This window comes from Neisseria sp. 27098_8_112 (assembly GCF_041433235.1).
Lineage (GTDB): Bacteria > Pseudomonadota > Gammaproteobacteria > Burkholderiales > Neisseriaceae > Neisseria.
The window spans coordinates 39443-61816 of the sequence record NZ_JAPWBB010000008.1; the positions used below are offsets into that span (position 1 = coordinate 39443).

Annotated in this window: 14 protein-coding genes; 6 read left to right on the forward strand and 8 right to left on the reverse strand. The window is 51.8% G+C overall.

All coding sequences use genetic code 11. The features are described 5' to 3' along the window. The first annotated feature begins 75 nt into the window (after nucleotides 1–75). Nucleotides 76–2061, forward strand: a complete 1986-nt coding sequence (gene glgX / locus O3682_RS06595) for a glycogen debranching protein GlgX (RefSeq protein ID WP_371509154.1) — start codon at nucleotides 76–78, stop codon at nucleotides 2059–2061. A 314-nt stretch (nucleotides 2062–2375) separates the two neighbouring features. Further along, complete coding sequence (locus O3682_RS06600; RefSeq protein ID WP_371509156.1) at nucleotides 2376–4856, forward strand: glycogen/starch/alpha-glucan phosphorylase; 2481 nt, start codon at nucleotides 2376–2378, stop codon at nucleotides 4854–4856. Nucleotides 4857–4985: 129 nt separating this feature from the next. Here the strand turns inward: O3682_RS06600 and O3682_RS06605 are convergent, their stop codons facing one another. The 4 genes from O3682_RS06605 to ribBA all read right to left on the reverse strand — a co-directional run bounded on the left by O3682_RS06605 (nucleotide 4986) and on the right by ribBA (nucleotide 12758). Beyond that, nucleotides 4986–6479 (reverse strand): surface lipoprotein assembly modifier, encoded by a 1494-nt coding sequence (locus O3682_RS06605; protein ID WP_371509157.1) that lies wholly within the window; start codon nucleotides 6477–6479, stop codon nucleotides 4986–4988. A 118-nt stretch (nucleotides 6480–6597) separates the two neighbouring features. Further along, nucleotides 6598–7560 (reverse strand): Slam-dependent surface lipoprotein, encoded by a 963-nt coding sequence (locus O3682_RS06610; RefSeq protein WP_371509159.1) that lies wholly within the window; start codon nucleotides 7558–7560, stop codon nucleotides 6598–6600. A 159-nt stretch (nucleotides 7561–7719) separates the two neighbouring features. Then, nucleotides 7720–11163 (reverse strand): TonB-dependent receptor domain-containing protein, encoded by a 3444-nt coding sequence (locus O3682_RS06615; protein ID WP_371509160.1) that lies wholly within the window; start codon nucleotides 11161–11163, stop codon nucleotides 7720–7722. A 254-nt stretch (nucleotides 11164–11417) separates the two neighbouring features. Beyond that, the gene (gene ribBA / locus O3682_RS06620) at nucleotides 11418–12758 is read right to left on the reverse strand and encodes a bifunctional 3,4-dihydroxy-2-butanone-4-phosphate synthase/GTP cyclohydrolase II (RefSeq protein ID WP_371509162.1); all 1341 of its coding nucleotides are present in this window, start codon (nucleotides 12756–12758) and stop codon (nucleotides 11418–11420) included. Nucleotides 12759–12947: 189 nt separating this feature from the next. Between ribBA and O3682_RS06625 the strand changes: the two genes are divergently transcribed. Beyond that, entirely contained in the window at nucleotides 12948–13559 is a 612-nt protein-coding gene (locus tag O3682_RS06625; protein WP_371509163.1) for a DUF4230 domain-containing protein, read from the forward strand. A gap of 65 nt (nucleotides 13560–13624) precedes the next feature. Here O3682_RS06625 and O3682_RS06630 read toward each other — a convergent pair whose 3' ends face one another. Beyond that, nucleotides 13625–14872 (reverse strand): N-acetylmuramoyl-L-alanine amidase, encoded by a 1248-nt coding sequence (locus tag O3682_RS06630; protein WP_371509165.1) that lies wholly within the window; start codon nucleotides 14870–14872, stop codon nucleotides 13625–13627. Further along, nucleotides 14860–15330: a tRNA (adenosine(37)-N6)-threonylcarbamoyltransferase complex ATPase subunit type 1 TsaE gene (gene tsaE, locus O3682_RS06635; protein ID WP_371509167.1), complete on the reverse strand. Its 471-nt coding sequence runs from the start codon at nucleotides 15328–15330 to the stop codon at nucleotides 14860–14862. The genes O3682_RS06630 and tsaE overlap by 13 nt, the downstream gene beginning before the upstream one ends. A gap of 171 nt (nucleotides 15331–15501) precedes the next feature. Between tsaE and pheA the strand changes: the two genes are divergently transcribed. The 3 genes from pheA to prfH all read left to right on the forward strand — a co-directional run bounded on the left by pheA (nucleotide 15502) and on the right by prfH (nucleotide 18762). Beyond that, complete coding sequence (pheA, locus tag O3682_RS06640; RefSeq protein WP_049323519.1) at nucleotides 15502–16590, forward strand: prephenate dehydratase; 1089 nt, start codon at nucleotides 15502–15504, stop codon at nucleotides 16588–16590. Nucleotides 16591–16987: 397 nt separating this feature from the next. Beyond that, nucleotides 16988–18121 (forward strand): RNA ligase RtcB family protein, encoded by a 1134-nt coding sequence (locus O3682_RS06645; RefSeq protein WP_371509169.1) that lies wholly within the window; start codon nucleotides 16988–16990, stop codon nucleotides 18119–18121. Between the two features lie 20 nt (nucleotides 18122–18141). Further along, a complete protein-coding gene (prfH, locus tag O3682_RS06650; RefSeq protein WP_371509253.1) occupies nucleotides 18142–18762 on the forward strand; it encodes a peptide chain release factor H in 621 nt (206 codons plus the stop codon). An 86-nt stretch (nucleotides 18763–18848) separates the two neighbouring features. Here the strand turns inward: prfH and O3682_RS06655 are convergent, their stop codons facing one another. Together O3682_RS06655 and O3682_RS06660 are read right to left on the reverse strand one after the other, a co-directional pair. Further along, nucleotides 18849–20078: an HlyD family type I secretion periplasmic adaptor subunit gene (locus O3682_RS06655; RefSeq protein ID WP_371509171.1), complete on the reverse strand. Its 1230-nt coding sequence runs from the start codon at nucleotides 20076–20078 to the stop codon at nucleotides 18849–18851. Between the two features lie 88 nt (nucleotides 20079–20166). Continuing rightward, nucleotides 20167–22356, reverse strand: coding sequence for a type I secretion system permease/ATPase (locus O3682_RS06660; RefSeq protein WP_371509173.1), 2190 nt, complete (start codon nucleotides 22354–22356; stop codon nucleotides 20167–20169). Nucleotides 22357–22374 lie beyond the last annotated feature (18 nt).

Consider the following 22374-nt stretch of genomic DNA (forward strand, 5'->3'; position numbering starts at 1 on the left):
TTCAAGGCCGTCTGAAAGATTTTCAGACGGCCTTATATTGGACACGAAACCAAATACATACCAAGGAATCATTCTATGACTGCCAAATCATGGCATATCGAGGAAGGCAAGCCTTATCCCATGGGTGCGACCCTGACAAGCAAGGGCGCGAATTTCACCTTGTTTTCCATCAATGCCGAAAAGGTCGAATTGTGTCTGTTTGATAAGGATAAAGAAACCCGTTTGGAGATGCCTTCGCGGCGCGGTTCGGTATTTTACGGATTTGTGCCGGACGTTAAGGCAGGGCAGCGATACGGTTTTCGCGTGTATGGACGTGAAAACGCAGAATACGGCTCATGTTTTAATCCCAACAAATTGCTGATTGACCCGTATTCCAAAAAAATTGACGGCAAACCAAGCTACCGTACCGCCGAAGAAATGGCATGGTTCAGGCCGGAAGATGAACGCGACAATGCCGCCGTTGCGCCGAAAAGCGTCGTGATCGGACGCAGCCGATTTAATTGGGCCAAAGATTGCCGTCCGGAAATACCGTGGGGCAAAACCGTTATTTATGAAGCCCATGTCAAAGGGTTTACCAAGCAATTCCCCGATTTGAAATATGCAGGCACTTATAAGGCCTTGTGCGATAAACGGGTTTTGGCCTATCTACAAGAGTTGGGGGTGACAACGGTCGAGCTGCTGCCGATTCATTATCATCTGGACGAATACCATCTTCAGCAGATGGGCTTGAGCAATTATTGGGGTTACAACACTTACTCCCATTTTGCCGTCGAGCCGTCTTATGCCGACAATCCCGAGCGTGCGGTGGCGGAGTTTAAACAAGCGGTCAAAGCCTTGCATCAGGCTGGTTTGGAAGTGATTTTGGATGTCGTGTACAACCACACGGCAGAGCAGGACGACAAAGGACCGATGCTGTGTCAGCGCGGTATCGACAACACCTTATGGTATTGGCACACCCCTTACGGCAATTATGAAAACTGGTCGGGTTGCGGCAATACGCTCAATATTGTCCGTCGCGACGTTACCCGTTGGGCGGCAGACAGCCTGCGCTATTGGGCTGAAGAGTTTCATATTGACGGCTTCCGTTTCGATTTGGGAACCGTATTGGGACGCGAGCCCGATTTCCAATCGTATGGCCGTTTTTTCCAAGTCCTGTATCAAGACCCGGTTTTGGCTGGTTTGAAGCTGATTGTCGAAGCATGGGACATCGGCGAGGGTGGTTATCACTTGGGCAATTTCCCGCAACCTTTTGCTGAATGGAATGGCCGTTTCCGCGATGATATGCGCGCATTTTGGTCATGGGAAAGCGGCAATTTGGGCGCATTTGCCGAACGCTTGGCCGGGTCGTCCGATATTTTCAACCACAGCGGCCGCCACCCGTCTGCCAGCATCAACTTCATCACTGCACACGACGGCTTCACTCTGCGCGATTTGGTCAGCTACAACGAAAAACACAACGAAGCCAACGGCGAAAACAACCGCGACGGGCATAATGAAAACATCAGCTACAACCACGGCGTAGAAGGCGAAACCAATGATGAAGAAATTTTGCTCAACCGCGAATACACTTCCAAAGCGCTGCTTGCCTCCTTATTTTTATCCAACGGTACGCCCATGCTTTTGGCGGGCGATGAGTTTGGCAACAGTCAGCAAGGCAACAACAACAGCTATTGCCAAGATAATCCGATTACATGGTTGGATTGGCAAAATGAGTCCCATGTGTTGCAAGATTACACTCAAGAGCTGATACGCGTCCGCAGCCGAATCAAGCTGCTGACAGATGATTACTGGTGGGAAAAAGAGCGTGTGCAATGGCTCAATGCGGATAGCAGCCCGATGACCGAATATTGTTGGCACAACAGGGGCAGTAAAGCGATTCAGGTTGTTTTGGACGATGAGTGGCTGCTGTTGGTCAATGCCAAACGTAGTCGTCAGTTATTTAACCTGCCTCAAGGTAATTGGGAAATTTCTTGCGTACCATCTGAGAAATTTAATTACGAAGAATCAGGAAAATGTGTTGTTGAGCATATGGGGATTTGGATTTTACATAAAACAAATTAAATGAGAATTAAACTATTTGTTGATTAACTCTTTGATATTTTGTCAGTATTTTCTGATTTGCAGCTTAGTAGTATAAATTGAAAATGCCAATAAGATGATGAATGGTTTAACTGTTAATTGAATGTTTTATAAAGAAAAATATATCCTTTTTTTGAATCTTTCCGCTATAATCTCCTTGGTTTGTAACAAATCTACGCACCATTCCTTTTAGACGGCCTGTTGCCGTTGTCAGGCCGTCTGAAAACCGAGTTTCGTTGTTTTTAATAAAACCATCAGGCGCGTTGTCCAGTGCCTCACGCTAGAGAAAGGCTTCCATGGCTAAGCAAAAACTCCCCATCTCCGGCTACGATTACGTTATGCCCAAACCGGATGCAGAAACCATCCGCAAGTCCATTGTTTACAAGTTGATTTTCATCTTGGGCGTCGATCCTAAAGAAGCAACTTCACACCAATGGCTCAACGCCGCCATGTTGGCCGCACGCGACCTGATTGCCGAGGATTTCCTCAAAACACGCCGCGCCCACATCGACAACAGCAAACGCATGGTTTATTACCTGTCTATGGAATTCCTGCTCGGCCGTGCGTTTGTCAATGCGCTGATTAACGAAGGCGTTTATGCTGAGTTTGAAGAAGCCTTCAAGCAACTGGGCAAAGAATTTGCCGATGTCTGCGAACAAGAAGAAGATCCGGGTTTGGGTAACGGCGGTTTGGGCCGTCTGGCCGCCTGCTTCCTCGACTCTTTGGCAACCCTGCGCATTCCTGCCATGGGCTACGGCATCCGTTACCAATACGGTATGTTCAAACAAGAAATCGTGGACGGCCAACAAGTTGAAAAACCCGATTTGTGGCTCGACCAAGATTTGGCATGGCAGTTTGCCCGTCCGAACAAACAATATTCCGTCCGTTTCGGCGGCCAAGTATTGAACTTGGGTAACAAAAAAGAATGGCAGCCGAGCGAAGAAATCTCCGCTTGGGCATACGATGAAATCATTCCGGGCTATGGCGGCGAATGTGCCAACCCATTGCGCTTGTGGACTGCGCACGCAGGCAACCTGTTCGACCTTGCCGATTTCAACCGAGGCGACTATGCCTCTGCCGTTCGCGCACAAAACAGCGACGAAAACATCTCGCGCGTCCTCTATCCGAACGACTCTACCGATTCCGGCCGCGAATTGCGCCTGAAGCAAGAATACTTCTTGGTTTCCGCTTCCGTTCAAGATATTGTTGCCCGCCACAAATGCCGTTTCCCAAGCATCCGCACTTTGGCGGACGAAGTCGCCATCCACTTGAACGACACCCATCCGGTGCTCGCTATTCCAGAATTGATGCGCATCCTGATTGACGAAGAGGGCATCGAATGGACTGAAGCATGGAATATGTGCTGTAAGATTTTCTCTTACACCAACCACACATTGATGAGCGAAGCCTTGGAAACCTGGCAGGTTGACCTGATGGGTCGTCTGCTGCCGCGCCATTTGGACATCATCTTTGAAATCAACGCTTACTTCCTCAATGCCTTACGCGCCATCGGCAACTTCGACGACGACTTTGTCCGCCGCGTATCCATCATTGACGAAACCCACGGCCGTCGTGTCCGCATGGCATGGCTTGCCGTGATCGGTTCACACAAAGTCAACGGCGTGGCTAAAATCCACTCCGATTTGATGACCACATCCATCTTCGCCGACTTCGCCAAAGTATTCCCGGAACGCTTTACCAACGTAACCAACGGCGTCACTCCGCGCCGCTGGATCAACATCGCCAACCCGGGCCTGACCAAATTCTTGGACAAACATCTGGGCAACGAAGACTGGCGCCTGCATTTGGACAACCTGACCAAGCTCAACGACAAAGTGGACGATGCCTCCGTACAGGCAGAATTCGGCGCAGTGAAAAAAGCCGCCAAAGAGCGCCTTGCCAAATACATCGAAACCGAGCTGGGCATCAAGGTTAATACCGATGCACTTTTCGACATCCAAATCAAACGTATCCACGAGTACAAACGTCAAGCGTTGAACGTGATGCACATCGTCGACCGTTACAACAAAATCCTGGAAAACCCGGATTTCGATTGGCAGCCGCGTGTGTTCATCTTTGCCGGTAAAGCCGCTTCCGCCTATTACATGGCGAAGAAAATCATCCGACTGATTAACGACGTTGCCAAAGTCATCAACAACGACACTCGTATCCGTGACCTGATTAAAGTCGTTTACATTCCAAACTACAGCGTCAGCCTTGCCCAAATCATCATCCCGGCCGCCGATTTGCACGAACAAATCTCACTGGCGGGTACAGAAGCATCCGGCACCAGCAACATGAAATTTGCCCTCAACGGCGCAATCTGTATGGGCACACTGGACGGCGCGAACGTTGAGATTTTGGAAAAAGTCGGCGCGGACAACTGCTATATCTTCGGTAACACCGTAGAACAAGTCGAAGAAATCCGCCGCAACGGTTACGACCCGTTGAGCTATATCGAGCGAGACAGCGACCTGCGCCGCGTCGTCAACCAAATCAGCCAAGGCACTTTCTCTCCGGAAGAGCCAAACCGCTACAACGACGTGTTGCAACCATACGGCGACTTCTATCAACTGATGGCCGATTTCCGCAGCTACATCGACACGCAATACAAAGCGGACGAGCACTACCGCAACGTATCCGCATGGCGCAAATCAGCCTTGATCAACATCGCCAACATGGGCTTCTTCTCATCCGACCGCTCCATCGCCGACTACTGCCGCGATATTTGGTACATCAAACCATTGAGCGAAAAAGAATTGCCCGGCAGAAATTAAGCGTTGAGCAGATAGCGAAAGCCGATACATCGGAAAGGTGTATCGGCTTTTTTCAGACGGCATGAAATAGAAACGAGTAAAACAGTATGGTTGTATCGCTGTTTTAGCGTATTTCGAAATGACTCAATTTTAAAATCGATATTTAAAATTTAGTAACCATTCATTCTGACGGTAGCGGTAATGTGCTGTATTGCTATGGGAGATTGAGCGTCTGAAACGAAATTCAGGATACACGCCTTTAAGGTTCCACTGCGGAAAGCCCACAGCGGCTATCATTATGTATTGATTGTCGCGCCGCCGTTTGTTGTCGCTGACAAAACTTGCCGCATCATAAAGACTGCGGCGGTGAAGCAGGATGGCGTTGAGGTAAGTACCGCTTGAAAAAAAACTATACGCTCCCAGCCGTGTTGTATATTCCTTGCTGGAAGAAGATTTTTCGGGATAGGCTTTGCGTGTTGCATCAAAGTTGGCGAACAGGCCGCTTTTCGATGTGAGAGAAAATTCTGTCCCCGCGCCCAGTTCGTATTGTTTGTAGTCGGCAAAATAATCTTTGCTTTGTCCGCTGTATCCGGTCTTTTTCGCTCCGGCACGGGCATTGACACGCCAGCGCGGGGAGAGTGTGCGCGACCAGTCGGCATCCACACCCCATGCGCGGTAGTGGGTGTGGCGGTTGCGGAAGTCGTATTCGAAATAGGGCAGCAGGGAAAAGGAGGAGCGTGTGTCGGCATAGGCATATCCCGCGTACAGCGAACTGTTGTGATAGCTGTAATCCGGCATGGCTGTCGAATCTTTGTCTTTTTCCGTGTAGCGGTTGCCGTACAGTACACCGCGCACCAGTACGCCGTGATGTCCTTTGAGCGGGACGGTTTTTTCGGCAGTCGCGCTATAGGATGAGAAGGTCGAATCCGTTGGTGCGGGCAGGGTACGCTCCATCAAGCACATGCCTGAGATTTCCCACACGCATTGGTTGATGCCGTTGCCTTGGTTTACATTGCTATTGTAGCCGTAGCCGAGGCTGATTTGGCCGTGCCAGTGGCGGCGTTTGCCCAGTTCGGATAGGTAGTTTTCCACGATGGGGCGGGTTTCAGCAGGAATATCTGTTTTCAGAACTTTTTCAAATGCGGCAGCGGACTCTTTGTTTTGGTTGTCTTCGGCATAAAACCGCCCCGCTTCGAGCAGCAGGCGTAGGTTGTCGGGTTCGGCTTCCAAGGCCGTCTGAAAACTGTTCCCTGCCGCGCGGAAATTCCCTTCGTCCCGTTTTTGCAGCGCATCGGCCAAATGAATCAGCGCGGGTTTATGCTGGGGCAGTTTGGCGTAGCGGGCAGCGAACTGGCGCACCTTGTGCCACTGCCGCGCGTTGAGGGCGTGGTAAATCGCGCTTTCCAGCTCTTCCGCCGTATCGCCGACTTGATAGACTGTACCGTCTATCATGATGTAGCCGTCGTTTTCCCCCACTTCACCGCGTGCCTGTTCCGTGTCCAGCCAGCCGCTTTCGCGGTATTGCTGCGTTTGGCGGCTGCTTTCGTCCAGCAGGCGGCGGCGTTCGTCCGCGGCATCGTCGGACGGAGCGGCAAGGCATACCGTACAGAGCGGTAGAAAAAGCAGGCAGAAGTGGTGTTTCATGGGATGGGGTCCTTTGGGCGGAGAGGCCGTCTGAAAGAAGTCGGATTTGATAAAACCAAAGCGGGATGCAGACTATGGTCAAGCTGCATCCCGTTGTATTCTTGACAATTTGGGCTTATTATTTGCGGCCGCCGAAGGCTACATCTTTATCTGCCCCCGCGCGATCCACGATACCGGCCAAGGCTTCCGCACCGTTGCCGTAGAAACGGCCGGTAATATGTTCGTTTGCCTTGCCGTTGTCAAATGTGCCGTTGCTCCGAATATTGGTACCGGCGAAGTTTACACTGTCGCCTGGACGGGAGATACTACCTGTCAGTGAACCTGACCCTGTTCCGTAGTTGGCGGTAAGTGTACCGGTATAGAAATCGTTGCGGCCGGGAGTGTGTTTGTTCACGCCCAATACATTGTATTTAGCATTAACGAGTTTCGGCATATTTCGGGTCGGATTGTCGCCCACATACCAAACGGTGCGTTTGCCATCCGCCATATTCAAATCGGTGCTGTTGTCAGACGGGTTGCCCTTGCGTGGTGCCCATTCGCCGAAGAACACGTTGCCGTCGCTGCCGTTCATACCCGGCACCTTGGCGATGACCAGGCCGCCGAATTTGGGTGCGGCGGGAATGGCCGGGTTGGCCATCTGGCGCACGCTGTACACTTCGGTGTTGTGGGCGCGGTTTTCATACCACACCTGTCCCAACGGCGGATTATAGAACCAGCCGATTACCGGTTTCACATCCTTTAAGGTCAGATAATGCGGATTGCGCGTGCCGTCCACATTAGCATAGGGGTTATTGCCGTTAATCGGAACTTTCTGTGTGCCCTGTTTATATTTGATACCGATATGTTTAACCGGGCCGTTTTCCAGATTGATGGAGTTTGACCAACTATGGCCGTTGTCGGTACTGAATGCCAAGCCTGCCTTGCCTTTACCAAAAGGCTGACTATCGGATTCACCGGGTTTGACTGTTGTTGGCTTCTTGTCTATGTTCGTTTGACTTGAACCACCTTCTGGAGCGGCGACGGCTACGCCAAAAACGCCGCACAGCGTCGCGGCCAACAGGGTTTGTTTGAAGATAGACATAATAAGTCTCCTTTTTAACATTAAGTGAATAACAACAAACATCCGCTTTATTGCCGCCGGCTGGCGGAAAAAACGGCAAAAAGCCTTCCCCTGCGGGGCGGTTTGGTTTGTGTATCCCTATGTCCGGCGCGTTTGCCGCGCCTGTCGTTATCCGTCCGGCTAAAATTTCGCCGTCAGCCCGAAGGTAACCGTCCTGCCCGGCCCGGGGGCGGGCACGTTACTCATCGGGTCGAGGTAGTAGCGGTTGGTCAGGTTGGTGATGCCGAGATTGACGTTGAGATTTTTGTGTACCTGATAGCGGCCGTACACGTCCCATGTCAGCGAGGGGTTCCAATGGTAGGGCTTGCCGGTGCTGTTGAAGATATGCCCCAAACCCCGCTTCAGCAGTTGGTCGTATTGCTTGGTGTTGACGCGGCTGTGGTAGATGCCGCGCAGGCCGAATTCGAGTTTCTCGCCCAAGGCGCGCATGCCCGCATCAAGGTTGACCGAATACTTCGGCTGAAGTGCCTGGTAGCCGCGTGTGCTGCCGTAGCCTCCTTCAATGCAGACCGGTATGCCTGTGTAGCCGTAGGGGTCGAAATCGAAGGCCGTGTCGCGGTCGCACATCTGCTGTTTCAGGCGGTAGGTCGCGCCCAGCGCAGCGAAGAAGCGGCCGCTGTCGATGCGGCCCTGCCATTCCAGTCCGGCGGTATCCTTGCTGTCGTATTGCACGGTGCGAAAATGGTCGGTGGTCTCGATCACGTTCCGGATGCGGTTGCGGTAGTAGGTCAGGCGCATATCGCCTTGGCGCAGCCGGGCAAAGTGCGGTGCGAAGTTAAAGTTGTAGCCGATTTCCAGGCTGCGGCTGCGTTCCGGCTTAAAGCGGAAATTCGGTGCTTTGGGCGATCCGACATAGGCCAGGTCGTTGTAAAAGCTGCCGACTTCGTACACGCTGGGGAAGCGGGTCATCTGCGCGTAGCGTACGAACAGGCGGTTGTTGTCGGTCAGGTCGTAGCTGACGGCGACGGTCGGTGCCCAAGCATGGGCGCGTATCGGTTTGGGCTGCGCCCAGTATTGCTCTTCAGTGTAGTGTTTATTGATAATCTTATGTCCTGATCCGGTATCACCGCCGGTTTCCGGATAACCGACACCCATATTGGATAGTTTTCCTGCTTTGTAATGATCAAGACAGGTTGTTACGCTATTTCTTATACAGTTCTCAGAATTCCCCAACCCTGCCCAATATCGGTAATGTGACTGATTCAATCCCTGTGGATTGGCAACCTTTTCCTGATAATTTTTCACAAAATCATGGAAATGTTCGGGCAGCGAACCGCTGTCCAGCTTGCCGTTCACAAACGGCACATATACGGGGCGCACCCGGTACAACGGATGATTTTGAGAATTATTACCATAATAACCTGTACCGTCACCATAAGCAAGCCCGTCACTGCCGATATATTGATACTGGTCGTATACCTTATATTCCGAACTATTATACTCTTTCGGCAGTTTATAGCGTGCGCCGTGCGCCTGCATAGCCCGGTCGGCAGCGGCGATGGCGGCATCATCGCCTGACTGGTGGGCACGTCGGCTCTGTTCGGATACCGCGTCCCAATCGCGCCGCTCCCGATCGCCAACCAGCTCGAAATATGGGATGTACACACCGTCCGAATAAGTGCCGCTGTCGCCACCTCCGGCCTGATAGCGTGGGTCGCGGCGGGCGCGGCCTTCGGCCAGGGCGGTATCGAAGCCCCTGAAGTTGTGGTAGCGGATGCCGGCGGAGATTTTCAAACGGTCGGTGGCCTGCCAGTCGAATACCAAGTTTGTTCCCCATTCGCGCCGTTTGCCACCGCGTGGGCCGGCGATTTTCGTCATGCCGGTGGCCATGCCGGCAAGATTGAACAAATCCTGAGAGTTAACCACATCCACTTCTTCCTCAAGCTTCTCGTTCTGATAGTCGGCGGACAGGGTCATGTTCAGGCGCGGGTGTAGGCGGAAGCGGTTGTTGAGGTCGAAGCCCGTACGGCTGACGCGGGTTTTCTGTTCTGCTCCGGAAAGCACACGGTATTGTCCGTTTTCGTTGGGCAGGATTTTCATCACTTCTTCTTTGCTCAAACCGTTGATGCCGTAATCGTTCAGCAGGCTGCCGCAGCTGCTGTAGTTGTCAGCATAATCTGGCGGAAGTTGTCCGCGTTTGGTACACCAGTACCAGGCATCGTAATAGGGGTCGGGGCGGGCGGCAGACAAATCCATGCCGCCGCTTTGGTGGCGGGTGGTATTGGTTTTGATGCGCCACAAGTTGGCCTGCAGGTCTATCCAGCGGCTGTTTTCGGGCTTCCAGTCCCAGCCGAGTTTGTAGGTGTCGGTGCGGATATTGGAATCGATACTTTGCATCTGCGGCGACAATGATCTGGGGCGGCTGCTGGGGTTGTGCTCTTCCATATTCATCACATAGGTGGCGTGGAAGGGGTTGATTTCACCGAAGCGCACATCGGTGCGCATATACTGCCAGCCGAGTTTATGGTTGCCAGGCAGATGCCAGTTGTTTTTCAGCAGCAGGGTTTTGGTTCTGATGTTGCTGTTGAACACTTCCACGCCGGGATGGTAGACCTTGGCCATATTGGGTACGAAGGTGGCGGAGTTTTTGCAGTCAAATTCGCTGCCGCCTTCATCGCCGCATTTTTGCAGGTCGTATACCGGATTGTGCAGGTAGCCTTCCGCACCCTTGCGTCCGGCAAAGTAGTTGCCCTTGTCGCGGTAGCTGTAGGCGGCCAGGCCGTCTGAAAGTTCGGTTTTGAAGGCGGCGGCGGCCATATAGCTGCGGTCATTGCCGAAACGCCAATTGTCGCGGCCGCTTTTATGTTTGGGCGGGGTCAGGCCGTCGGCCACCAAGGCCTGCGGGCTTTGTTTGCCGGTATGCGGGTCGACGCCGCCGCCCGCGCCGTCGGCCGTCGCGCCGAAGGGCAGGGTTCGGTAGTCTTCCCAGCCCAGCCATTGGTTGAGGTTGTTGGCCTGTTTGTTGCTGTTGTTGGAGAACTCCGTTTTCAGTTGGAAGCCGAATTTTTTTCCTTCGGGGATGATGTCGGCGGGTTCTATGGTGCGGATGGTTACCGCGCCGCCCACGCCCGATTTCACGCCGCGCGTGAGGGCGGGACTTTTTTCCACCGCGATGCTGCGGAACAGGGCGGGATCAAGATAGTTGCGGTCGCCCACGCCGTAGTTGTTCATCCATACGTCGATGGTTTGTTCGGTGCCGTCTATGGTAACCGGGATACGGCCTTTGCCGGTGATGCCGCGTATATTGGGCGTAATCGCGCCGCCGGCGGTGCGGGTATTCATGTTGTATACGCCGTTTAGGCCTTTGAGTACGTCGCCGGCGGATTGGACGCGGTAGCGTTCGAGGTATTCTTTGCCAACATAGGCGTTGGAGACGTTTTTGTAATACACATCGTCCGCGCCTTTTTGGTCGTTGGTACGTTTGCCACTGACAACAACGGTATCCAATTCTTGGTATTGTTCGGGTTGAGCTGAGGTTTCGATGACATTAGCAACGGTTAATGTGCTGAATGCGCTGGCAAGGCTGAGAATGATTATTTTGGGTTTGGGAGTAAAAGCAGACATAGTTTCTCTTTGTTAAGAATTTAATATAAGAGGTTAAAATACTCTTTTATATAAAAAATATAAAATTTTTAAATATTATTAATATTTATCTAATAATTGATTATGCTTATCATTATTGAAATAATCTAATAAATAGTCTTTTCTATTGTGATTTTATTTGGATCATATTCAGATAAATAGAGATATGAAAAAGCCGTCTGAAAACTTTCAGACGGCCTTTTGTTTCATTTGCTTTGAGAGTTAATCAAGCAAGATTATTTTTCAGCTTCTTCAAAGCCAACGACTTCGAGGCCGAAGCCGGTGAGGCCGGTGAAGGATGACGGTTGACCGAGGACGCGCAGTTTTTTGACGTTGAGGCCGGCGAGGATTTGTGCGCCTATGCCGTAGCTTTTGCTGTCCCATTTGTAGGCTTGGTTTGCACCTTTGGGCAGGGTGCGGTCGAGCAGGGTGGCGCCGTCTTCGGTGCGGTGCAGGAGGATGACTACGCCGCTTTCGGCTTGTTGAATGCGCTCAAGAGCTTTGGGCAGCGACCATGAGTGGCGCGGGTTGGTTTGGATGAAGTCCATGACGCTAAAGGGTTCGTGGACGCGGACGAGGGTTTCTTCGTCGGAGGTTGGTGTGCCTTTGACGAGGGCAAGGTGGGTTTCGCCGGAGAGTTTGTCGACGTAAACGTGTTGTTGGAACTCGCCCCACGGGGTTTGTACGGGTGCGTTGCCCATGTCTTCGAGCAGGCTTTCGGTACGGCTGCGGTATTCGATGAGGTCGGTAATGGTGCCGATTTTGAGATTGTGTTCTTCGGCGAATTTCATCAGTTCGGGCATACGTGCCATGGTGCCGTCGTCGTTGATGATTTCGCAGATGACGGCGGCGGGAATCAGGCCGTTCATTTGTGCCAGATCGACACCGGCTTCGGTATGTCCGGCGCGGACAAGTACGCCGCCTTTTTGGGCACGCAGTGGGAAGATGTGGCCGGGTTGGACGATGTCTTCGGGTTTGGCGGATGGGGAAACGGCGGTTTGAATGGTCAGGGCGCGGTCGGCGGCGGAAATGCCGGTGGTAATGCCGTGGGCGGCTTCGATGGAGACGGTAAAGTTGGTGCCGTATTGTGCGCCATTTTTTTGGGTCATCATGGGCAGGCCGAGTTTTTCGACCATTTCGCCGTCCATCGGCAGGCAGACCAGGCCGCGTGCGTTTTTGATCATAAAGTTGATGGCTTCGGGGGTAACGAATTGGGCGGCCATCAGCAAGTCGCCTTCGTTTTCGCGGTCTTCGGCATCGGTGATGATGACCATTTTGCCGGCTTTGATGTCTGCTAGGATTTCGGGGATGGTGGAGATGTGGGACATGGTATTTCTTTCTTGGCTGATGGTGGGGGCGTGGCGGTCTTGGTGGTCTTGATCCAGCCACATGTCAGGCATATTGGCTGCCTGCTCGATTTTTCGGGCTTTTTTCTCGCCGAAAGATTTGTTTTTCAGCAGGGCGGACAGCTCGCCTTGGTTGATGGAGATGGCTTGGGCAAACTTGGTCTGCTGGCCATTGTGGTGTTGTGTTATCCATTGCCGTAGGTTGTGGCGGCGCAGGTCGGTGGTATTCATGATGAGATGAAATTGAATTGTGTGTAATGGATTGTAGTCTTGTCTTTACTAAAAGGCAAACTTTGTTTGTTGGGATTTTTTATTACTTTTTGGTAATATTTTTTAATGTTTCAGACGGCCTGAGTATGGCTTGAAATTGACGGTTTTGGGAGAATATGAGGAATGTTTTGATGATTATTTTAACGGGGGATGTTTGAAATGAAAATGCTTGGGCGCGGATTGGTCGTGCTGGTGTTGTGTGCGCTGACGGCTGCGGGCAGCTGGTTTTATGCCCTTCATGGTCAGAACGAAGAACATCAGATTTTATCTCGCGAAGGGGTTTTGATGCAGATTAAGCAGATGAACCGCTTGGAAAGTACGGCATTTTATATCGATACGATTATCCGTACGGAGAAAAAAGGGGATTGGCGCAGGCTGTGGCAGGATTCGCAAAGCGGTATTTTTATTGTGCGCGGCAAGGTGTTGGCCGGTTTGGATTTGGACAAGTTGAACTCGGACAATGTCAATATTGTGGACGACAAGGTATTGATCAGTCTGCCGGCGGTGGAAATCTTGAGCGTGGATTTGGAAAATATCGAAGTGTACGATATTCAGACCGGCTCGTTTAATTTGCTGCCTATGGATAAGTCGGTATTCAAGACGGTGCAGGAAGAAGCGAAACGGCAGGTATTGCAAAGCGCGTGTAAGGCTGAGATTTTGGAACATGCCAACCGTCAGGCGCAAATGCAGTTGGAAAACCTGTTTGCATTGACGCAGACGAAGGTGTCCGTTTATCCGGCTGCGGTAGGGAAATGCGGTTAAATGGATTGCTTGAAAAGATAAGGCCGTCTGAAAAATTTTCAGACGGCCTTTGTTTCATTAAGCCATTATCCGCGTCGTAAAACGGCGGTATTGATGTATTTTTGAATACCGGTGGCAATGGCTTGGGCGCATTGTTGGCGGAATGATTCGCTGCCGAGCAGCCGCTCTTCGGTAGGGTTGGAGAGGAAGGCAGTTTCCACCAAAATGGACGGAACATCCGGCGCGCGGAGGACAGCGAAGTTGGCTTCGTCAACGCGGCCTTTGTGCAGTTGGTTGAGTTTGCCCAATTCGGTCAGGACGGAATGGCCGAGCTTGCGGCTGTCGCGCAGGGTCGCGGTTTGGGTCATGTCCAAAATGGCGTTGTCGACATTGGGGTTGCCACTGGTTTGTACACCGCCGATGGCATCGGCGTTGTTTTGGGTTTGGGCAAGGAATTTTGCCGCCGAGCTGGTCGCGCCTTTGGTATTGAGCATATATACGCCGGTACCGCGAGCGGACGGGCTGGTAAAGGCATCGGCGTGGATGGATACGAATACGTCGGCATTGCGCGCACGGCCTTTGGCAACGCGTACGCCCAATGGGATAAAAATGTCTTCGTTGCGCGTCATGAATACGTTGTAACCCAAGGCTTCGAGGCGTTTTTTGGTTTCGCGTGCGATGGAGAGTACAACGTTTTTCTCTTTGAGGCCGCTCGGGCCGATTGCGCCGGGGTCTTCGCCGCCGTGACCGGGATCGATCATAATCACGGGACGGCGGTTGCCGCCGCTGCCGCGGTTGCTTTTAGGGGCAGGGGTGTCGTATGCGATATTGGTATTTTGACGTTGTTTTGGGATATTGCCGTTGAGCAAGGCCATCATCGGGTCGTTGGCATCTGCGCCGTGCGGATAGAGGTCGATAACCAAGCGGTTTCTGAAGTTGCCGACGGGGGCGAGCGCAAAGACTTGCGGATGGGTGCTTTGTTTGAGGTCGATGACGATACGCACGGTATTGGGCGTATTTTGACCGGCACGAATGCTGCGGATAAAAGGGTCGTTAGACAGCACTTTGCTGGAAATGCCTTGCAGGACGCTGTTGATTTCCGCGCCTTGAATATCCACGACCAACCGGCTGGGGTTGTCCAACATAAAATGTTGGTATTTCATTGAGTGGTTGCTCTCAAGGGTAACGCGTGTGTAGGCGTTCGCCGGCCAAATGCGGACGGCAAGGAATTGCGCAGGAGAGGCCGGTTTGGCCAATGCAGCACCAACGGGTGTGAGGGTGAGAAATAGTCCTGTGCCTTGACGGAGAATGTGTCTTCTAGTTAATTTGACCATGATTCTAAACTTTTTCGGCCTTGGTTTGTGTGGGCGGAAAAGGTGCAGGTTCTGCCCTTATCGGTGTACGTCAATGTAATGGTAATGTCTGCCGGAGGCGTGAATTCCCCACCTTGCTGCGGCCATTCGATGAGGCAGACGCTGTCGGGCGCAAACAATTCGTCCAAACCGGCATCTTCCCATTCCTCGGGCATGGTAAAGCGGTAGAGGTCGAAATGGTGGAGGGTGAATGTATCCAGCGGATAAGATTCGACAATGGTGTAAGTCGGGCTTTTGACTGCGCCCGTATGTCCCAGTCCGCGCAAAATCCCGCGTGTCAGCGTGGTTTTGCCTGCACCCAGCCCGCCTTCAAGATAGATGGTCAGCGGAGCGGAAAGCTGTTTGCTCCATTTTTCACCCAGTTTCAGGGTTGCTTCTTCATCGGGCAGAAAACGGGTGTACAGTCCGTTTGAGTGCATGGAATAGGCCTTGTCGTTCAAAAGGCTTAATTATGATGGAATTGGCGGCGTTTGCAAACCTGATAGACGATAAAGTTAGATAAAGATAGTGTTGAGGCCGTCTGAAAACGGAATTCAGACGGCCTTTAATGTTAAAATGAAAACATCCCTCACAAAATTGCGAGACAGCTTATGCCTTTATCCATAGACGAACAATTATTGCCGCACCGCAATGCCATCGACAGCATTGATGCGGAAATCCTCCGTTTGCTCAACGAGCGCGCCGGTCATGCGCATGCTATCGGCGAATTGAAAGGGACAGGCGCGGTGTACCGTCCTGAACGGGAAGTGGCCGTTTTACGCCGGATTCAGGATTTGAACCGCGGCCCTTTACCTGATGAATCAGTTACTCGGCTGTTTCGCGAGATTATGAGCGAATGTTTGGCGGTGGAGCGTCCGCTGACGATTGCTTATTTGGGTCCGAAGGGGACATTTACCCAGCAAGCTGCCATCAAACATTTCGGCCACGCCGCACACACCATGGCGTGTACCACCATCGACAACTGCTTCAAACAAGTCGAAACGCGTCAAGCCGATTATTTGGTGGCGCCGGTAGAAAATTCGACCGAAGGCTCGGTGGGCCGTACTTTAGACTTGTTGGCAGTAACTGCGTTGAAAGCCTGCGGCGAAGTGGTTGTCCGCATCCATCACAACTTGTTGCGTAAAGACAGCCATGAAATCGGCGGCATTACCAAAGTTTTCGCTCATGCCCAAGCCTTGGCGCAATGCAACGACTGGCTCGGCCGCAACCTGCCTAATGCCGAGCGTATCGCCGTAGCCAGCAATGCAGAAGCAGCGCGTCTGGTTGCCGAATCTGACAGTCCGAATGTAGCCGCTATTGCCGGACGTATCGCCGCGGAAATTTATCAGTTGAGCTTTGCCGCCGAGTGTATCGAAGACGAACCGAACAACACCACGCGCTTCTTGGTGATGGGTCATCAAGAAACCGGCCGCAGCGGCAACGACAAAACCTCTTTGGTCGTCTCCGCGCCCAACCGTGCCGGTGCTGTTACTTCTTTGTTGCAACCTTTTACTGAATTAGGCATTTCCATGACCAAATTTGAAAGCCGCCCAAGCAAATCGGTTTTGTGGGAATACCTGTTCTTCATCGATATCGAAGGCCACCAAAGCGATGAAAATGTCCAAAAAGCCTTGCAGCTTTTGGGCGAACGCGCTTCCTTCGTGAAAGTTGTCGGCTCTTATCCGACCGTTGTTTTGTAAGGATTATTGGGCATTAAAGGCCGTCTGAAAAGTTTTCAGACGGCCTAAATCATGTTCTCAATAGTTGCCATTTATACAACATTATTGGCAGATTGATGTCAGTAAGTTTGCATGATTGGAAATGAACACTCTATAATCCGAACGTTTTTAATATTTTTATGCAAAGAAAGGAGCAAGCCATGACACGCAATACTTCAATCCGCTCAATCACATTCTTTGCAGCCCAAGCGTCGGTCTGATTTTCGGATAACGCTTTTCGCATTCCATGTCGCCCGCTTTGGGCTGCTTTCCCTACGATTATCGGCTAGAAACCAGGCCGTCTGAACATTTCGCAGACGGTGGATATTTATTGTCATCTGTTGTCGGTTTCTATCCGTTTTAAAGAAAGCATAAACACATGGGCAATTATCCCCATCATATTCAAATTATTGCCGATTCAAATACATGGATTGAAGGCAACGCTGTTGCACAGCTCGAAACCACCGCCCGATTACCGCATATGTTACGCGTTGCCGGAATGCCGGATTTACACGCAGGGCGCGGTTATCCGGTTGGTGCGGCATTTTTCAGCGACCGTCATTTTTATCCTGCTCTGATTGGGAACGACATCGGTTGCGGCATGGCGTTTTGGCAGACCGATTTACGCGCAGCCAAACTTAAACCGGCCAAACTCGCCAAACAGCTGGGCAATGTCGATACGCCGCTAGACAAAGACGAACAGGTCGATTTATTAGGCGACGCTGTCGATATGCGCCAATTTTCAGACGGCCTTGCCGTAGGTACGATTGGCGGCGGCAACCATTTTGCTGAGTTGCAAACTGTTGATACTGTTTATCGCGCCGATCTACTTCCGCCCGATTTTGATGAAAATCATCTGCAACTGTTGGTGCATAGCGGTTCGCGCGGATTGGGCCAGCAGATTTTGCAACGCCATATTGCCGCCTTCGGGCATCAAGGTTTGGCGGAAGAGGGCGAAGCGGCGGCAGCCTACCTTGCCGAACACCAAGCAGCCCTGGAATTTGCCAGACTTAACCGCCGTTTGATTGCGGCCAGAATGCTCGACCGTTGGCGCGCAGAAGGAACATGTCTGCTCGATGTCCATCATAATTTTTTGGAACAAGCCGAGATTGATGGCACGACCGGTTGGCTGCACCGAAAAGGCGCAATGCCCACCGATAAAGGCTTGGTCATGATACCCGGCTCGCGCGGCGATTACAGCTATCTGGTCCGACCTGCCGAAGATTGCCAAATTTCGTTGAACACCTTGGCTCACGGCGCAGGTCGGAAGTGGCAGCGCGGCGAATGCAAAGGCAGGCTGTCGCACAAATATACTGCCGACAGCCTGCGCCAGACCGAATTTGGCAGCGTAGTCGTTTGTCAGGATAAAGCTTTGATTTTTGAAGAAGCGCCGCAGGCTTATAAAAGCATCGACAGCGTTATTGCCGCGATGAAAAACGCAGGTTTGATTGAATTGGTCGCGCGGTTCAAGCCTGTTTTGACTTATAAAACCGGCGGCGAGTGTGGAGCGTAAAGATGGAACAGAATACACCATTGATTTATCTGCAAATTTCCACTGCGAAAGGGCCGGCAGAGTGCCGTATATTTGCCCGTTTCGTCTTGGGCAAGCTGCTTGCCGAAGCCCAAGCAAATGGCATTGATGCCGAACTTGTTACTGAAACATCCGATAAGCACGGCATTTTGTCGGCAACGCTCAAATTGGAAGGGCAGAAAGCCGAAAGCTTGGCGCAAACTTGGCAGGGGACGCTCCAATGGATTTGCCCCAGCCCTGTCCATCCGAAACATCCGCGCAAAAATTGGTATATAGGTGTTTTCCGCTTGCCCGATATGCCTCAGATGTATGAAATGCCGTCTGAAAACGGAATCGAGTTTCAAACCTGTCGTTCGGGCGGCAAGGGTGGGCAACATGTCAATAAAACCGAAAGTGCCGTCCGCGCCACCCATAAAGAAAGCGGCATTTCCGTGCGGGTCGAGAGCGAACGCAGCCAGCATGCCAATAAGAAATTGGCGGTCATGTTATTGGCGCAAAAGTTGGCGGAGCATCATGCAGGACAAGCTGGAAATTTTGCGCAGGAGCAGCACGCGCAACTCTATCAAGTTGAGCGAGGCAATCCGAAAAGAACGTTTGTCGGTACTGCTTTTAAGGAGAAGTAATTTGCCTGCCGGATAAACGGGCATAGTGAAAACATAAATCAAAGGCCGTCTGAAAACGTTCAGACGGCCTTTTATCGTTTTATCGATTAGCGTTCGCTTAACGCTTGTTTCATACGCGTGATCGGTTTGATCAGGTATTGGAAGATGGTTTTTTCACCGGTTTTGATGTCTACCGTTGCGACCATGCCTGGAATAATCGGCATAGGTTTGCCGTTTTTGTCTTTCAGGGAGTTGTTTTCGGTTTGGACGAGAACACGGTAATAGACTTGGTTCGGATCAAGTTTCAGGTCGTTGGCACGGTTTTGCATGGAATTGCTGACGGTATCGGCGCCAACGAGGGTAACTTTGCCTTCCAAACCGCCGTAGATGGAGTAGTCGTAGGCACTGACTTTAACCAATGCAGGTTGGCCTGCGCGGATAAAGGCGATGTCTTGCGGACGGATATAGGCTTCGACCAGCAGTTTGTCGTCAACTGGGACGATTTGCATGATGTCTTCGCCTGCGTTTACAACGCCGCCGATGGTGGTGACTTTTATGCCTTTGACGATGCCGCGCATAGGCGCGCGGATTTGCGAGCGTTCAACCGGGTCGGCACGCATGGCAACGTTTTCTTTGGATTGCGCCAGCTCGGATTCGGCTTGCAAAAGTTCGTTGTTGGCATCGGCTTTGTAGCGGTTGCGGCGTTCGGAAATTTGGGTGGCCAAGTCGGCAGACTCACGGCGCATTCTTAAAAGTTCGACTTCGGAAACATAACCTTCGGAAACAAGAGGAGCAGTAATGGCAATCTCTCGATCAAGTGCAGCTTTACTTTGGGATAGGCCGTTGATGGCATCCACCATGACTTGGCGGCGTGCTTTGTAGGCGGCAATTTCGCGACGGCGAAGCTCAGGGCCCACGCTTTCTGGGAAGGAGAGCTTGGTACCGTAGGCTTCAGCTTTAAGGCGGGCAATAGTGGCTTCGAGGTTTGCGACTTTGGCTTCGCTTTCGCGCAAAACGGCGGAGCTGCGCGTGTCATCGAGCTTCATCAGAACCTGATCTTTCTCGACCATGTCGCCTTCTTTAACCATGATTTCGGTTACGATGCCGGGATCCAGGCTTTGGATTACTTGCTCACGGCTGCTGGGAATGATATTGCCGTTGCCACGGGTCACTTCTTCGACAGGGCTGTTGTAAGCCCAAATAACGAAGACAATCATCAGAATAAAAAACAGGATGATGACAATAAACTGGCCACTGTGTTTTTCTTTTTGAAGGGCGGCGTTGAGGTCGTTGATAAGGTCGAGATCTTTGGATTTGACGTTGTTTTCGCGGCTCATAATCGTGTGTCTTTATTGTGTTTGGTGGATTTTAACCATTAGGGCAGGCTGTCTGAAAGGGCAAGTAGGTTTCAGACGGCCTTTTGCTTTATTGTGCTGCCGATTGAGGGGCTGTGGCAGCTTGTTGTTGCTGTTGTTGTTTGACGTTGGCTGCTTTGGCCTGTTCGTTTTGCATGAGTTTTTGCAATACCAGGTCACGCGGGCCGTCCATCACGACTTTGCCATTGTCCATCACAATGATGCGGTTGACGATTTGCAGCACTTGCGGACGGTGGGTTACCAAAAGCATAGTGCGGTTGCGGCCCCATTGGGCAATGGCATTGAGCGCCATTCGTTCGGTAGCCTGGTCCAGGCTGGTGGTCGGCTCGTCCAGCAAGACGACTTTCGGGTTTCGCAAGGTCATACGCGCCAGGGCAATGATTTGTTTTTGACCGCCGGACAAGCCCAAGCCGTCTTCACCCAGAGGCATATCCAAACCACGCGGATGGTTGCGGATGATTTTGTCGAGGCCGAAGCGGTTGAGCGCATTCAGCAGGTCTTGGTCGGTAGAGTAGCTGCCGGTACGTGCCAAGTCCATGTTTTCACGCAATGTGCCGAGAAACAGGCGTGGCGATTGGCTCAACAGCAGGACTTGATCGCGCAGGAAGTTGGGGTCAAGTTGGCGCATATCGACGCCGTCAAGGGTAACGTTGCCTTTTTCAGTGTCGTACAGACCGCTGGCCAGTTTGAGCATGGTGCTTTTACCGCTGCCGATACGGCCCAAAATACCGACTTTTTCGCCCGGCTTGATGGTCAGGCGCAAATCTTCGACGGCGCTGTTGTTGTCGGCTTGATATTTGAACGATACGTTTTCAAAGGTAATATTGCCTTGAACGTTGTCCAAAGTAATATATTTGCGTTCCGGGTTGCGCTCGATAGGGCGGGTAACGATGTCGTTTACTCCTTTGAGGGCAAGTTTGGCCTGTTGGAAGCGGGTGGCCAAACCAGCGATTTGTGCCAATGGCGCCAAAGCACGGCCGGATAGAATCACGGAGGCAATCAATGCACCCATGGTGATGCGTTCCGCATGGTTGTCGGCATGAATCAGATAGGTACCGACGACGACCAAGAAGACGGTATTGAGCTGCTGCATGGCAACGGCGAAGTTGACCATGAAGTTGCTGGTGTCCTTGACTTTGATGGAAGAAGCAGAAGTTTTGGCGGTGTATTCATCCCAACGTTGTTGCGCCCAAGATGTGGCGTTGTTGGTTTTCAGGGTTTCGATACCTTCGATGGCTTCAACGGCAAGGCCGGAGCGTTGCGAACCTTCTTTCATTGATTCGTTGATGTGGCGGGAGAGCGGGCGTTGTACGACAAAACCGACAATCACGACAATCGGAATGATGGTCAGGGGAACGAGTGCCAGTTTGCCGCCAACCATGGAAATCACGAAGATAAACAGCAACAGGAAAGGCAAGTCGACAATAGTCAACAAGCTGGCACTGGTCATGAACTCGCGCACGGCTTCAAATTCGCGCAAATTACTGGCGTATGAACCGGAAGAAGCAGGACGGTCTGCTAGACGCAATGCCATCACGCGGCGGAACAGGGCCGAGCTGATGATCAGGTCGGCTTTTTTACCGGCAATATCGGTCAAATGACCGCGAATCATCTTGGCGACAAATTCAAACAAAATCGCCAAGACCACGCCGATGCTCAATACCCACAAGGTTTCATAGGCTTGGTTGGGAATCACGCGGTCGTACACGTTCATCACATACAGGGAGCTGACGAGCGCAAGGAAGTTAATGATGATAGTGGCCAAGATGACTTGGTAGTAGTAGCTGCGGAAACGCCAAATGACTTTCCAAAACCATGCTTTGGGCAAATGGTATTCAGGCAGTTCCGAGCGCATATCGGTAGCCATTTTGGGTTTGATAAACCAGCAGTAGCCCAAATACAGGCCGGAGAGCTGCTCATGGCTGAGTTCTTGTTCCAAACCGTCAACCTGGCGGATATGGTATTTGCGCTCTTGGCCGGAGCCTTCGATTTGGGTGATAACCGCTGCTTCTTCGTTGTGCAGGATAATCATGACCGGCACGGCGAGCGAGGGGATGTCTTCTAGATTGCGTTTGGATAAGGTGTTTTCAAAGCCGTGGCTGCGCAGGACTTCGACCAGTGAGTGATAGTTGACCTTGAGCTTTTTGTCACGCACGACTTCGGCGGACAAAGCGGCTTCGGATACGGGCGCACCCAAAAGGCGGGTCACTAAAACGATATGTTCAATGATGGCTTTCATATTTTTTCGCGTAATGTT

Excerpts from the sequence above, each read along its gene's own strand:
- pheA (WP_049323519.1), top strand. The coding sequence starts at position 15,502 with ATGCCTTTATCCATAGACGAACAATTATTGCCGCACCGCAATGCCATC.
- O3682_RS06615 (WP_371509160.1), bottom strand. The coding sequence starts at position 11,163 with ATGTCTGCTTTTACTCCCAAACCCAAAATAATCATTCTCAGCCTTGCC.
- O3682_RS06645 (WP_371509169.1), top strand. The coding sequence starts at position 16,988 with ATGGGCAATTATCCCCATCATATTCAAATTATTGCCGATTCAAATACA.
- O3682_RS06610 (WP_371509159.1), bottom strand. The coding sequence starts at position 7,560 with ATGTCTATCTTCAAACAAACCCTGTTGGCCGCGACGCTGTGCGGCGTT.
- O3682_RS06630 (WP_371509165.1), bottom strand. The coding sequence starts at position 14,872 with ATGGTCAAATTAACTAGAAGACACATTCTCCGTCAAGGCACAGGACTA.
- tsaE (WP_371509167.1), bottom strand. The coding sequence starts at position 15,330 with ATGCACTCAAACGGACTGTACACCCGTTTTCTGCCCGATGAAGAAGCA.
- glgX (WP_371509154.1), top strand. The coding sequence starts at position 76 with ATGACTGCCAAATCATGGCATATCGAGGAAGGCAAGCCTTATCCCATG.
- ribBA (WP_371509162.1), bottom strand. The coding sequence starts at position 12,758 with ATGAATACCACCGACCTGCGCCGCCACAACCTACGGCAATGGATAACA.
- O3682_RS06660 (WP_371509173.1), bottom strand. The coding sequence starts at position 22,356 with ATGAAAGCCATCATTGAACATATCGTTTTAGTGACCCGCCTTTTGGGT.
- O3682_RS06605 (WP_371509157.1), bottom strand. The coding sequence starts at position 6,479 with ATGAAACACCACTTCTGCCTGCTTTTTCTACCGCTCTGTACGGTATGC.
- O3682_RS06600 (WP_371509156.1), top strand. The coding sequence starts at position 2,376 with ATGGCTAAGCAAAAACTCCCCATCTCCGGCTACGATTACGTTATGCCC.
- O3682_RS06625 (WP_371509163.1), top strand. The coding sequence starts at position 12,948 with ATGTTTGAAATGAAAATGCTTGGGCGCGGATTGGTCGTGCTGGTGTTG.
- O3682_RS06655 (WP_371509171.1), bottom strand. The coding sequence starts at position 20,078 with ATGAGCCGCGAAAACAACGTCAAATCCAAAGATCTCGACCTTATCAAC.